The organism is Amycolatopsis sp. NPDC059235 (assembly GCF_042754125.1).
In the GTDB taxonomy this organism is placed as follows: domain Bacteria; phylum Actinomycetota; class Actinomycetes; order Mycobacteriales; family Pseudonocardiaceae; genus Amycolatopsis; species Amycolatopsis albidoflava.
This window is the reverse complement of record NZ_JBHZAG010000065.1, coordinates 28,395-40,548: the sequence shown is the minus strand read 5'-3', so window position 1 is coordinate 40,548 and position 12,154 is coordinate 28,395. Positions and strand designations below refer to the sequence as shown.

The window sequence follows — 12,154 nt, the reverse complement described above, 5'->3', positions numbered from 1 at the left end:
ACCGGAAGGCTTTTCTCCCATGCCGATTCCCGTGTCCGATGCCCTCGACCTGCAAGCAGACGTCGCCGACGGGAAGATCGACGACCTGCGCCGCCCTGGCCGCTACCTGGTGAGTTCGATGCTCGCCGGGGCCTTCATCGGGGTGGCGGTCGTACTGCTGCTTTCCGCGACCGGGCCGCTCAACGCGGCGAGTTCCCCCTGGACCAAGGTGGTCCAGGGGCTGGTGTTCGGGATCGCCCTGACCGCCGTCGTGTTCGCCGGCGCGGAACTGTCCACCGGCAACATGATGACCATGGTCCAAGGAGTCCTGGTCCGGCGGCGCGGCGCCGGCGCGGCGGCCGCGGTCATCGTGGTGTCGTTCGTCGGCAACCTGCTCGGTTCGATCGTGTTCGCGTGGCTGGTCCACGAAGGCGGGGTGCTGTCGATCGGCGGTGCCGGAGGCCACGCCGGGCCGGGAGCGGCCCTGCTCGCGAGCCTGGTCAAGACGAAGGCCGCGGAGTCTGCCAGTGCGCTGTTCTTCCGCGGCGTGCTGTGCAACTTCCTGGTGTGTCTCGCGGTGTGGATGGCCGCGCGCACGAAGTCGGACGGGGCCAAGCTGGCGCTGATCTTCTGGTGCCTGCTGGCCTTCATCAGCTCCGGGTTCGAGCACGTGGTCGCCAACATGACGACGTTCTCGCTCGGCCTGATGGACGGCGTCCCCGGTGCGACCGTCAGCGAATTCGGCCGCAACCTGCTGTTCGTGGGCCTGGGCAACCTGGTCGGCGGCGGCCTCCTGGTCGGGGCCGCCTACTCCCTGCTGGGCAAGCGCTCCCGCCCGGAACGCCCCGCCACGGCGCCCGCCCCGGAAGAACTCGCCACGGCTGGCAGCTGACTGAGCCGACTCCGACGCTGCGGCAGACGACGGGTCTGTCGCAGCGTCGGCGTTTCCGGAAACGCGTCAAGCCGCCACTGCCCGGCTTTCGCCCGCCGCACGCGGCGCGCGATGGCCCAGTTCTTCAAGCGGCGTCCGGTAAGTCTCGCGCATGGTCAGCACCGCGAGCCCCGCGACCACTGCCGCTCCGGCAGTCAGACCGGCGACCGGCAGCCAGTTCTTCAGGTCCGCTCCGGCAAGCGCCGCGGCGATGGACGGCGCGAAACCGCCGAGCGCGAAGCCCAGCTGTGTGCCGACGGCGACCCCGGACATCCGCACCTTCGTGCCGAACTGCTCAGTCCACAAGGCATACCCGACCCCGCCGTAGGCGCTGTACACGACTCCCGACAGCAGGATCCCGAACACGAACACCAGCACGACGTTCGTCTGGCTGATCGACCAGATGAACGGCCAGATCAGCACCGCGACGCCCAGCGAGGCGACAGCGAAGACGGGTTTGCGGCCGAACCGGTCGCCCGCCTTGCCCCACAACGGAATGGCCGCCAGCGCCACTACGTTGCTCAGCATGATCATCCACAGCATCGAACTGCGGGACAGACCGATCGTGGTCGCTCCGTAGGTGAGCGAGTAGATGCTGACGATCGTGCTGGTGACCGAAATCAGCGCGCTCACCACGATCTTGAGCACGTCGGGCGTGTGGTGCCGCACAAGCACCAGCAGCGGCGCCTTGGGAACGGTGTTCTGCTTGCGCGCGGCGGCGAATTCCGGGCTTTCCTGCAGCGAACGCCGGATCCACCAGCCGGCGACGGTGACCAGCGCGCTGAGCAGGAACGGGATCCGCCAGCCCCACGACAGCAACGCGGAGGTCGGCATCGAGGACAGCGGGAGGAACACCGCGGTCGCCAGGATCAGGCCGAATTGCGTGCCCGCCAAGGTAAAACTGGTGAAGTAGGCGCGCTTGCCGGGCGGCGCGTGTTCCAGCGTGGCGGACCCGGCGCTGGACTGTTCGCCGGCGACCGCGAGCCCTTGGACGAGGCGCAGCGCGACCAGCAGGATCGGGGCGGCGACGCCGATCGTGCCGTACCCGGGCAGGACGCCGATCAGGAATGTCGCCGCACCCATGCCGAGCAGGGTCAGCAGCAGCACGCGCTTGCGGCCCAGCGTGTCGCCGAGATGCCCGAGGATGAACGAACCGACGGGACGGGCGACGTAGGCGACCCCGAAGGTCGCGAGCGACGCGATCGTCGCGGTCGCGGCGTTGCCGGCCGGGAAGAACACCTTCGGGAAGATCAGCGCCGCGGCGGTGCCGTAGATGAAGAAGTCGTAGTACTCCAGCGCGCTGCCGATCCACGAGGACACCGCGGCCTGGCGCGGGGTGCGGCGGGCGGCGCCGGGCGATGCGGGATCGTGCTCCTGGCGCGGGACAGCGTCGTCCACGTCAGCCTCCTTGATGACCGCGGCGGCGGTCGACGGGGTCCGTCCGGCCGGAATGGACCGGCTGGTTATGTACCGGATAGTGAGTTAGCCGCCGCAGGCGTGTCAAGTCTTTCGGTGCGATCCGGATGCGATCCGGTCCGGTCAGGCCCGCCCGACGTGCGCGGTCAGGTACTCGAGGACCAGGTCTCCCAGCATCCGCCGGTAGTGGTCGCGACGGGAGGGATCCAGCAGGTCACGGTCGAAAATGACCTGGAAGGTGTGCTGGTTCGCGGTCCGGAAGACGCAGAACGCGCTGATCATCATGTGGATGTCGAGCGCGTCGACGTCGTCGCGGAACAGGCCGGCGGCGCGGCCGCGCTCGAGGATGCCGGCGAGCACGTCGACCGCGGGCGCGGCGAGGCCGGACAGGATCGGCGAGGTGCGCAGGTGCCGCGCGTGGTGGATGTTCTCGATGCCGACCAGCCGGATGAACGCGGGATGCGATTCGTGGTGGTCGAAGGTCAGCTCGGCGAGCGCCCGCATGGCGCGCGCGGGGTCGAGGTGATCGACGTCGAGCTGCTGTTCCAGCGCCCGGATCCCCTGGTAGGCGCGCTCCAGGACGGCGACGTACAGCCCTTCTTTGCTGCCGAAGTAGTAGTAGAGCATCCGCTTGGTGGTCCGGGTGCGGGCGGCGATCTCGTCGACGCGGGCGCCGTCGTAGCCGCGGTCGGCGAACTCGCCGGTCGCGACGTCGAGGATCTCGGCGCGGGTGCGTTCGGCGTCGCGCTGCCGCTCCGGCGCGTCGGAGGGTTCAGCGCTCACGGGATCGTCCTCGCTGTTCGGCTCACGTGGCCGAGGATATCCGGCTGCCGCTTCCCTTTCGCGTTCGGACACGGTACAAGTAACTAAATAGTACATTCATTGACTGCGAGGAGCCGTGCGCATGTCCCCCGACCGCACCGTGCCCGGCCGGCTGCTGACCGGCCTCGTCGGGACCGGGATCGGCCCGTCGCTCTCCCCCGCGCTGCACGAGCGCGAGGCGCGCGAACTCGGCCTCGAGTGCACCTACACCCGGTTCGACCTCGACGTGCTCGGCGTTCCGGCCGACGCCGTCGGCGAACTGCTGGAACAGGCGCGCGCGGAGGGTCTGGCCGGGGTCAACGTCACGCATCCGTGCAAGCAGCTGGTGATCCCGCACCTGGACGAGCTGTCGCCGGACGCGGCGGCGATCGGCGCGGTCAACACCGTCGTGTTCGACGGCCAGCGGACGGTCGGACACAACACCGACTGGTCCGGGTTCCGCGACGGTTTCGTCGCCGGACTGCCGGACGCGCCGCTCCGCCGAGTCGTGCTGCTGGGCGCGGGCGGAGCGGGCGCGGCCGCCGCGCACGCGCTGCTGACGCTCGACGCTGAATCGCTAGCCGTACTCGACACCGACACCACCCGCGCGGTCCGGCTCGCCGACGATCTCGCCACGCGGTTCGGACCCGGCCGGGTCTGGGCCGGACGCGGTCTTGAGCGGGAACTTTCCGAAGCCGGTGGTTTGGTGCACGCGACCCCCGTCGGCATGGTCGGCCATCCCGGCTTGCCGCTGCCGATGTCGTTGCTGCGCAAGGAACTTTGGGTAGCCGAGATCGTCTACCGGCCGTTGGAAACCCCGCTACTGCGCGCCGCCCGCGCGCTCGGCTGCCGCACCCTCGACGGCGGCCCGATGGCCGTGCACCAAGCCGCCGCGGCGCTGAAACTGTTCTGCGGCCGCGAACCCGATCCGGCGCGGATGCTGCGCCACCTCACCGAACTGATCGGTGCCGAAACCCCGGGAGGCACCAGCCGTGTCGCGTGAACCCCGCACCGGAATCGCCACCGTCTGCCTCTCCGGAACGCTCGACGACAAGCTTCGCGCCGCCGCGGCGGCCGGATTCGACGGCGTCGAGATCTTCGAGCCCGACCTCGTCGCCTCCCCCCTGCCGCCCGGCGAAGTACGGCTGCGCTGCGCGGACCTCGGCCTGTCGATCGACCTCTATCAGCCCTTCCGCGACCTGGACTCCACCGACCCGGACCGGTTCGCGGCGAACCTGCGCCGCGCGGAACGCAAGTTCGACCTCATGGAAGAGCTCGGCGCCGACACCATCCTGGTCTGCTCCTCGGTGGCCGACGACGCGGTCGCCGACCTCGACCGGCTCGCCGAGCAGCTGCACGCCCTCGGCGAACGAGCCGGCGCCCGCGGGCTGCGGATCGCTTACGAGGCACTGGCTTGGGGCAAGGAAGTGTCCACTTACGACCGTTCCTGGGACGCCGTGCGCCGCGCCGATCACCCGGCGCTCGGCCTGTGCCTGGACAGCTTCCACATCCTCTCGCGCGGCTCGAACCCCGCCGCCATCGCCGACATCCCCGGGGACAAGCTGTTCTTCCTCCAACTCGCCGACGCGCCGCACCTGTCGATGGATGTGCTGCAGTGGAGCCGCCACCACCGGCTCTTCCCCGGACAAGGCGCGTTCGACCTGCCCGGCTTCCTCGCTCCGGTGCTCGCCGCCGGATACGCCGGACCGCTGTCGCTCGAAGTGTTCAACGACGTCTTCCGCCAAGCCGATCCGGACCGCGCCGCGATCGACGCACACCGGTCCCTGCTCGCGCTGGCCGAAGCGACCAGCCCCGTCGCGCAGCCCGCACCGGAAGTCCGCGGACCGGCCTTCGTCGAACTCTCCGCAGGCGACTCGCTGGCCCCGGTCCTGTCCGCACTCGGCTTCGCCCGCACCGGAATCCACCGCACGAAACCCGTGGAACGCTGGGAACAAGGCACCGCACGGATCCTCGTCAACCGCTCCGGCGGCCCGGCAGCCGTCGCCGCCCTCGCCGTCGAATCCGCCGACCCCGCTGCCGCCGCCCGCCGGGCCGTCCGGCTCGACGCGAAACGCCTGCCACGAGAACACGGCCCCGCCGAAGCGGATCTCGCCGCCGTCACCGCGCCGGACGGAACAGCGTTGTTCTTCTGCCGCACCGGAAACGACGACTGGACCGGCGATTTCGTGCCCACCGGCGAATCCGCCGACGGCATCGGGATCACCGGCATCGACCACATTGGACTAGCGCAGCCCTTCGACCACTTCGACGAAGCCGCCCTCTTCTACCGCACCGTACTCGGCCTAGAACCCGCCGCGACCGGCGAATTCGCCGCCCCCTTCGGCCTGGTCCGCAGCCGAGCCGTCGCCGACCCGCACCGCCGGATCCGCCTCGCACTCACAGTTTCCCTGCTGCGCCGCGGCGAATGGGCACCCGGAGTGTCCGAACCGCAGTACATCGCGCTCGCTGTCGACGACATTCTCACCGCGACCCAGGCGGCCCGCGCCGCCGGCGCTCCCCTGCTGGCCATCCCGGACAACTACTACGCCGACCTAGACGCCCGCCTGGACCTGCCCGCAGACCAGCTCGCCGCCTACCGGGACCTCGGTGTACTGCACGAACGCACCCCGGAAGGCGACTACCTGCAAACCTGCACCGAAGTCCTCGGCGGCCGAGTGTTCCTCGCCCTGGTCCAACGCCTCGGCAACCACGACGGCTACGGCTGGAGCGACGCCCCAGTCCGCATGGCCGCACACCGCCGCCGCCGGATCGCCCGGGCGCACGTGCCGGCCTGAACGCGAGCTGTTCCTGGGTTGAGCTCGCCGAGCCGGAGACTTGGGGCAGCAGATCTTCGCCGGTAGATCCACAGTAGACCGTCCTGCCACAATCACGGGCGAGGAAGCAGGGCGAGGAACGCCGCCGCGGCGGGAGTCGGCGGCCGGGTGGCCGCGTGGACCGCGACGACCTCGCGCTCGATGCTCGGGTCGGTGGCCAGCGTGCGGACTTCGGGATGGTGCCGCACCGTTTCCGGCGGGACGAGCGCGATGCCGATTCCCTCGCCGACGACGTCCAGGAGGTCGTGGACGGTGTCGACCTCGCAGACGCTGCGCCGGGACAGTCCGATGTGGTCATAAGCGGCGTCGATCCGGTTGCGCAGAGCCGAATCCGCGCGGTATTCGACAAAGTCGCGATCGGACAGTTCCGCGAGGGCGACGCGATCGCGTCCGGCGAGCGGGTCGGCGGCCTTGACCGCCAGCACCAGCGATTGGGCGGCCAGCGCGCGGTGCTCGACATGCCGGGTGTCGAAGGGGCGGTCCACGAAGGCGAGGTCGAGTTCGCCGTCCACGACGTCGCGGATCAGCCGGGGCACCGAATCGTGGCGCAGGTGGAGGTGCACTGCCGGGTGGCGGGCGTGGAAGCGGGCCAGCAGACGGGGCAAGGGCACGCCGCCCATCGCTTGGACGGCGCCGACCCGCACTCGGCCGCGCAGCACTCCGAGGACGGCGGCCACCGCGTCCTCGCCCTCTTCGGCCGCGGCCACCGCTCGGCGCGCGGACGGCAGCAGGGCACGGCCGGCTTCGGTCAGCTCCACCTTGCGCCGGGAGCGGGTGAACAGTGCGGCGCCCAGTTCGCGTTCCAGCGCGGCGATCGAACTGGACAGGCTCGACTGCACCAGGTGGGCGCGGGCCGCGGCGCGGGTGAAATGCAGTTCGTCGGCGAGCACGAGGAAGTGTCCGAGCTGGCGCAACTCCATGGATCGACTGTATCGATCGATGGCACGGGAAGCATCTGTTGGACTGGTCGCGGGCTCCCGGGCGAGGCTGGACGGCATGAAAGTTCAGCAGGCAGTGGGTTTCTGGGGCGTGGCGTTCGCCTTCGGGGTGACGATGGCGGGCACGACGTTGCCGACGCCGCTGTATCCGTTGCTACAGCGGGAGTTCGGGTTCGGCGAGCTCGCGAGCACGCTGCTTTACGCCGTCTACGCGGGCGGGGTGATCGCGGCGCTGGTGCTGTTCGGCCGTGCCTCGGACGTGCTCGGCCGGCGGCGGGTGCTGCTCGCGGGAGCGGCCTGCGCCGCGTTGTCGGCAGCCGCTTTCCTGAGCGGTGCCGGGATCGCAGCGCTGCTGGCCGGTCGCGTGCTGTCCGGGTTCTCGGCCGGGCTGGTCACCGGCACGGCGACCGCGGCGCTCGGCGAACTGCACCCGCGCGGGAACCAGGCGCACGCCGGGCTGGTCGCGACCGTCGCCAACATGCTCGGGCTGGGGTGCGGGCCGCTGCTCAGCGGGGTGCTGGCCGCCGTCGCGCCCGCGCCGCTGCAGCTATCTTTTCTCGTGCACCTCGCGCTGCTGGCACCCGCCGCAGGCATCGTGTGGCGGACGCGCGAACCGCGGCCCGCCGAGGCCGGGGCGCGATTCCGGATCGTGCGGCCGGTGCTGCCCGCCGAGGTCCGGCCGGTGTTCCTGCCCGCGGCCACCGCGATGTTCTCCGCGTTCGCGGTGTTCGGTCTCGTCGCCGCCGTCGAGCCCTCGATGCTGGTGCGGCTGCTCGACGTGCACAGCCCGGTGGCGCCGGGACTGGTCGTGTTCGCGATGTTCGCCGCGTCGGCCGGCGGGCAGATCGTCTCCCGGCGCGTCCCCGCCGCCCGCGCGTTGCCGATCGGCTGCGCGGTGGTGCTGGCCGGGGTCGCCGGGCTGGCCGCCGCGATCGGCATGGAATCCGCGGCCGTGCTGGCGGCCGCGACGATCGTGATCGGCGCCGGGCAGGGAGTGGCGTTCCGCGGCGCGGTGGCCGCTGTCGGCTCGCGCACCCCCGATGACCAGCGAGCCGGGACGATGTCCAGCTTCTTCCTGGTGGTCTACCTCGGCATCTCGGTCCCGGTGGTGCTGGCCGGCGCCGCCTCCGCCCGGTGGGGCCTGCGCGCCTCGGCGCTGGCCTTCGCCGGAGTCGTCGCCGTCCTTCTCGTGGCAGCGCTGCTCGCGACGGGTTCCCGCGCCCGCAGTGCGGCTTGAAGCGCTTCACCCGGCCGCGGACGTGCCGGCATCGGCTGGTTCTCGCACCTGATCGGTCGCGCGGCGCCGGACCAGAAGGCACGAGACGGCGCCAACCGCGATCACCGCGACAGGCAGCGCCAAGGTCGGCCGCATCGCGTCGACCACCCCCTGCCCGAACACCGAGGCGGCAGCCTGCTGAACGTCGTGGACCACCGAGGCCGGCGTCCCCGGCGGCAGCGGGACCGCGGCGCCGGACTGCCCAGTGCCGATGTCCGTCCCGCTCCGGGCCGCGTGCTCGAACGCCGCCGTGAAGCGGTCGCGGACGGTCTCCGGAAGAGCGGCGGCCCGCGCGGCTGCCTCTTCCCGGAGCGAGACGGCGAGCCGGTTCTGCAGCACCGCACCGACCGCCGCGCTGCCGATGACCGTGCCGATCTGCCGGATCGAATTCAGCACGCCGGAAGCGGCTCCGGCCATCGCGGGCTCGACGCGGTACATCGCGACCGTGACCATCGGACCGAACAGGCCGCCGATGCCCACCCCGACGACGAGCAGCGCGGGCTGGAACTCCCACCACGCGCGCCCGACGCCGGCCGCGGCCGCCAGCCACGCCATTCCGGCCGCGAACAGAGCCAGGCCGGTCATCAGGACGTACTTGCCGCCGAGCCGGTCGGCCAGCCTGCCCGCGACCGGGGACAGCACCGCCGAGACCACCATCGCCGGAGCCATCACCAGCCCGGCCTCGACCGCGCTGAAGCGCAGCACGGACTGCAAGTAGATCATCACCGGCAGGAACAGGCCGATCATTCCCACTTGGACAGTCGCGGACACGAAACTCATCACCGCGAAACCGCGGTCGCGGAACAGCACGAACGGCAGCAGCGGGTCGGCGTGCTGCCGGTTCCGTTGCTGCACAAGGAATACCGCCAGCAGCAGCACGCCCGCGCCCAGCAGGCACCAGATCGTCGCGTTCCACTCGTACCGCTGCCCCTCGGTGAGCGCGAACGTCAGGCACGCGAGCGCGGCCGCCGCGAACACGACGCCCAGCACGTCCACCCGACGGCGGGCGCCGTGCCGCAGATCCGGCACCAGCAGCAGGGCCAGCACGAGCACGAGCAGGCCGATCGGAACGTTGACGACGAAGATCCACCGCCATCCGGCCGAGCTGACCAGCAGCCCGCCCAAGGTCGGCCCCGCGATCGTGGCCACCCCGGCCACCGCTCCCCACACGCCGAGCGCCGTGCCGCGGCGGGCAGGCGGGAACGTGCCGATGATGATCGTCATCGTCTGCGGCGCCAGCGCGGCGGCCCCCAGCCCCTGCACCGCCCGGGCCGCGATGAGCTGCGCCGGATCCCCCGACAGCGCACACAGGACGGACGCCGCCGTGAACACCGCGGTGCCCGCGACGAACATGGCGCGCGGCCCGAACACGTCCCCCAGCCTGCCGAACGCGATCAGCAGCGCGGCGAGGACGAGGATGTAGACGTTGATCACCCACAAGACCTCGTCCAGCGAGGCGCCCATGGTCTCGATCATGCTGGGGATCGCGACGTTGACCGCCGTCAAATCCAGCAGGGTCAGGAAAAATCCCAGGCTGAGCGTCACCAGCACCGCCCAGGGATTGCCGCGCCAGCGGTTCATTCGCGTTCCTCCCAGAAATCCGCGTCCCGCCTGAGCCGCCCGGCGGAAACCGGTCGCCGGGAGCTGACTCAGGTCGTCTCGCTAGAATGCTAGCATCCTAATAAGCTAAGCGGCCTCGGAGACGGGTGCGGGATCCGGCGGCAGAGCGTCCGACCGGATCGGAGAGGACGGCAGCGGTCGCTGTGCCCCTGCCGAAGCAGGCGTCACCGGAGGGCGGCGCGCAGCTGGCGACGACGCGCCCGCCCTCCGGTACAGGTCAGGTCAAATGGTCGAATTCCCCGCTGACCCAACGAATGTGCGCCTCAGCGGAGCGCTGCACGACGGCCTTGGCGTCCGCGTCGACGGTGTCGCCGCCGAGCGTGTACAACCGGTCGTAGGACCAGCCGTCGAGCCGGTCCACGATCCGCTGGACCACCGCGGCGGACAGCGGGATGTGCTTCGGGAAATTGCGCTGGAACGACACCCAGTTCGGCGCCAGGCCGCCGCTGATCGTGTCGCCGGAAAGGAGCGTGCCGTCCGGGGTGCGCAGCACCGCACTGCCCAGCATGTGGCCGCCGACCTCGATCAGCTCGACCCCGGGCACCGGCTCGGCGTGCTCCGTCCAGAACTCGAGCACCGGGTCGGTGCGGCCCAGCCATTCCCGGCCCGCGGCGTTGACCAGCACCGGAACCCGCCCGAACGCGTGGCTCCAGCTGACCTGGGCGGCGAACATGTGCGGATGGCTGGTCGCCACCGCCGCGACCTCGCCAAGCGCCCTAACCGCAGCGAGCGTGTCCGGCTCGATGGAGGTCGGCGGATCCCACAGGACGTTCCCCCGCGCGGTCCGCACGACGAACGACCACTGCCCGATGCCTACCACCGGTTCCCGCCGCAGGCTGTGCACTCCGCGGCCGTGGTCCCGCTGCCACACCGTGTGCGCTTCGGCGGCGAGTTGTTCGTGAGTACGCCAACTCCCGGAATGCGGGCCCAGATCACCGCGCTCCTCGATGCCGACTTCGCCGCGGTCCATCACACAGTGCGGGGGCTCGGGGGAACCGGGCTGCTCGATGCCGCATCGGTCGCAGATCCATAATGTCATGATCGCGATTCTCAAACCTCGACGTTGGTAGAGGTCAACCATTCGCCGGGAGCCGTGCCACCGGCGCGAGGCGGCTTCGCCCGAGCCCGTGGAACCAGACCCGGCATCCGCGGGTGTCGAGCGGACGCCCGCGCGGCCTCACTTCACGACGGGGCCGATCGGCCCCGCCTCAGTCCGGACCTCTTCCTCTAGCGAGCCGATCGGCGAACCGGTCCGTAACGAACGGTCACGCACCGGCCTCCTGTTTGATCTGCTCGAACCGGGCGGCCATCGCTTCGCCGAGCGCCGTCGCCGCGGAGAGCGGGCGCACCATCACCGTGAAGTCGTCGATCAGCCCGTTTTCGTTGGTGTGCAGGAAATCGCAGCCGTTGATCTCCTTGTCCCCGACCTTCGCAGTGAAGATCAGCGCGTGGTCGCGGCCGTCGGCACTGGAGATCTCCCGGACGTAGCGGAAGTCGGCGAAGACCCCGCTCACGGCGCGCAGAATGGCCGCGGTGATCGGCTTGCCGGGGTACGGCCGGTAAGCGACCGGACTGGTGAAGGTCACGTCGTCGGCGAGCAGGGCTTCGACAGCGGCGTGGTCGTTGTTCTCGACGGCCTCGCGGAGCGGGTGCATGCAGCCTCCTAGTAACTTTTTTGATTAGGTGCTGATGAGATTAATCGCCGCAATGCTACGGTGTCCAGGTGTCCTTGAAGTTCGCGATCCTCGCGGCCCTGCTGGAGGGCGAGTTTTCCGGCTATGACCTGGCCAAGTCGTTCGACGCGTCGGTCGCCAACTTCTGGCAGACGACCCCGCAGCAGCTCTACCGCGAACTCGAACGGCTCTCGGCCGACGGCATGATCGCGGCGCGCGTCGTCGAGCAGGAACGCCGGCCCAACAAGCGGATGTTCAGCCTCACTCCCGCCGGACGGCACGCCCTGCACGAGTTCACCGCGACGCCGGTCCAGCCCACCACGATCCGGGACGACCTCCTGGTCAAGGTGCAGGGCAGCGACGCGGGCGACGTCGAAGCGGTGATCACCGCCGTCGAGGAACGCATGGAGTGGAGCCGAGCCAAGCTCGCCCGCTTCGAACGGCTGCGCGAGCGCATGCTGGACGGCCGGACGGAAAGCGGCTATCTGCGCGACAACGACCGGGTCGGACCCTATCTGACGCTGCTGCGCGGCATCTCGTTCGAGCAGGAGAACCTGCGGTGGGGCGAGCACGCCGCGCGGATCCTCAGGCAGCGCGCCAAATCTGGCGTTTCCAGGCCCGCCTAGCGCGAAACGGCCGAGCCCGCGGCGATCGTCGCCGGCGACCGGCCGAGGTGGCGGAACCGT

General features: G+C 70.6%; 11 protein-coding genes. 5 read left to right on the top strand and 6 right to left on the bottom strand.

What is annotated here, in order from left to right; genetic code table 11:
* Positions 1–19 precede the first annotated feature (19 nt).
* Positions 20–871 carry a formate/nitrite transporter family protein gene (locus ACFXI3_RS33055; RefSeq protein ID WP_378404883.1) on the top strand — a complete coding sequence of 284 codons (852 nt, stop codon included), beginning with the start codon at positions 20–22 and terminating at the stop codon, positions 869–871.
* Positions 872–937: 66 nt separating this feature from the next.
* Here the strand turns inward: ACFXI3_RS33055 and ACFXI3_RS33050 are convergent, their stop codons facing one another.
* Positions 938–2,308 carry an MFS transporter gene (locus ACFXI3_RS33050; RefSeq protein ID WP_378404881.1) on the bottom strand — a complete coding sequence of 457 codons (1,371 nt, stop codon included), beginning with the start codon at positions 2,306–2,308 and terminating at the stop codon, positions 938–940.
* Positions 2,309–2,449: 141 nt separating this feature from the next.
* On the bottom strand, positions 2,450–3,109 hold the full coding sequence (locus ACFXI3_RS33045; RefSeq protein ID WP_344284347.1) for a TetR/AcrR family transcriptional regulator: 660 nt from the start codon (positions 3,107–3,109) through the stop codon (positions 2,450–2,452).
* A 121-nt stretch (positions 3,110–3,230) separates the two neighbouring features.
* On the opposite strand from ACFXI3_RS33045, the gene ACFXI3_RS33040 reads away from it, so the two are divergent.
* Positions 3,231–4,130, top strand: coding sequence for a shikimate dehydrogenase (locus tag ACFXI3_RS33040; protein WP_378404879.1), 900 nt, complete (start codon positions 3,231–3,233; stop codon positions 4,128–4,130).
* Positions 4,120–5,922, top strand: a complete 1,803-nt coding sequence (locus ACFXI3_RS33035; RefSeq protein WP_378404877.1) for a TIM barrel protein — start codon at positions 4,120–4,122, stop codon at positions 5,920–5,922. The genes ACFXI3_RS33040 and ACFXI3_RS33035 overlap by 11 nt, the downstream gene beginning before the upstream one ends.
* Before the next feature lie 92 nt (positions 5,923–6,014).
* On the opposite strand, the gene ACFXI3_RS33030 is transcribed toward ACFXI3_RS33035, so the two are convergent.
* Entirely contained in the window at positions 6,015–6,881 is an 867-nt protein-coding gene (locus ACFXI3_RS33030) for a LysR family transcriptional regulator (protein WP_378404875.1), read from the bottom strand.
* A gap of 76 nt (positions 6,882–6,957) precedes the next feature.
* On the opposite strand from ACFXI3_RS33030, the gene ACFXI3_RS33025 reads away from it, so the two are divergent.
* Entirely contained in the window at positions 6,958–8,136 is a 1,179-nt protein-coding gene (locus ACFXI3_RS33025; RefSeq protein ID WP_378404874.1) for an MFS transporter, read from the top strand.
* A 6-nt stretch (positions 8,137–8,142) separates the two neighbouring features.
* On the opposite strand, the gene ACFXI3_RS33020 is transcribed toward ACFXI3_RS33025, so the two are convergent.
* From ACFXI3_RS33020 to ACFXI3_RS33010, 3 genes are all read right to left on the bottom strand, one after another.
* On the bottom strand, positions 8,143–9,756 hold the full coding sequence (locus ACFXI3_RS33020) for a DHA2 family efflux MFS transporter permease subunit (protein ID WP_378404872.1): 1,614 nt from the start codon (positions 9,754–9,756) through the stop codon (positions 8,143–8,145).
* A 256-nt stretch (positions 9,757–10,012) separates the two neighbouring features.
* The gene (locus ACFXI3_RS33015; RefSeq protein WP_378404870.1) at positions 10,013–10,834 is read right to left on the bottom strand and encodes a hydrolase; all 822 of its coding nucleotides are present in this window, start codon (positions 10,832–10,834) and stop codon (positions 10,013–10,015) included.
* A 226-nt stretch (positions 10,835–11,060) separates the two neighbouring features.
* Positions 11,061–11,450 carry a nuclear transport factor 2 family protein gene (locus tag ACFXI3_RS33010; RefSeq protein WP_378404868.1) on the bottom strand — a complete coding sequence of 130 codons (390 nt, stop codon included), beginning with the start codon at positions 11,448–11,450 and terminating at the stop codon, positions 11,061–11,063.
* Positions 11,451–11,518: 68 nt separating this feature from the next.
* Here ACFXI3_RS33010 and ACFXI3_RS33005 point away from each other — a divergent pair, with 68 nt between their 5' ends.
* On the top strand, positions 11,519–12,094 hold the full coding sequence (locus tag ACFXI3_RS33005; RefSeq protein WP_344284325.1) for a PadR family transcriptional regulator: 576 nt from the start codon (positions 11,519–11,521) through the stop codon (positions 12,092–12,094).
* The last annotated feature ends 60 nt before the right edge of the window (positions 12,095–12,154 follow it).

What these genes read in the sequence shown, in the direction of transcription:
- ACFXI3_RS33020 (WP_378404872.1), bottom strand. Translation starts at nt 9,756, where the DNA reads ATGAACCGCTGGCGCGGCAATCCCTGGGCGGTGCTGGTGACGCTCAGC.
- ACFXI3_RS33040 (WP_378404879.1), top strand. Translation starts at nt 3,231, where the DNA reads ATGTCCCCCGACCGCACCGTGCCCGGCCGGCTGCTGACCGGCCTCGTC.
- ACFXI3_RS33055 (WP_378404883.1), top strand. Translation starts at nt 20, where the DNA reads ATGCCGATTCCCGTGTCCGATGCCCTCGACCTGCAAGCAGACGTCGCC.
- ACFXI3_RS33025 (WP_378404874.1), top strand. Translation starts at nt 6,958, where the DNA reads ATGAAAGTTCAGCAGGCAGTGGGTTTCTGGGGCGTGGCGTTCGCCTTC.
- ACFXI3_RS33015 (WP_378404870.1), bottom strand. Translation starts at nt 10,834, where the DNA reads ATGACATTATGGATCTGCGACCGATGCGGCATCGAGCAGCCCGGTTCC.
- ACFXI3_RS33010 (WP_378404868.1), bottom strand. Translation starts at nt 11,450, where the DNA reads ATGCACCCGCTCCGCGAGGCCGTCGAGAACAACGACCACGCCGCTGTC.
- ACFXI3_RS33030 (WP_378404875.1), bottom strand. Translation starts at nt 6,881, where the DNA reads ATGGAGTTGCGCCAGCTCGGACACTTCCTCGTGCTCGCCGACGAACTG.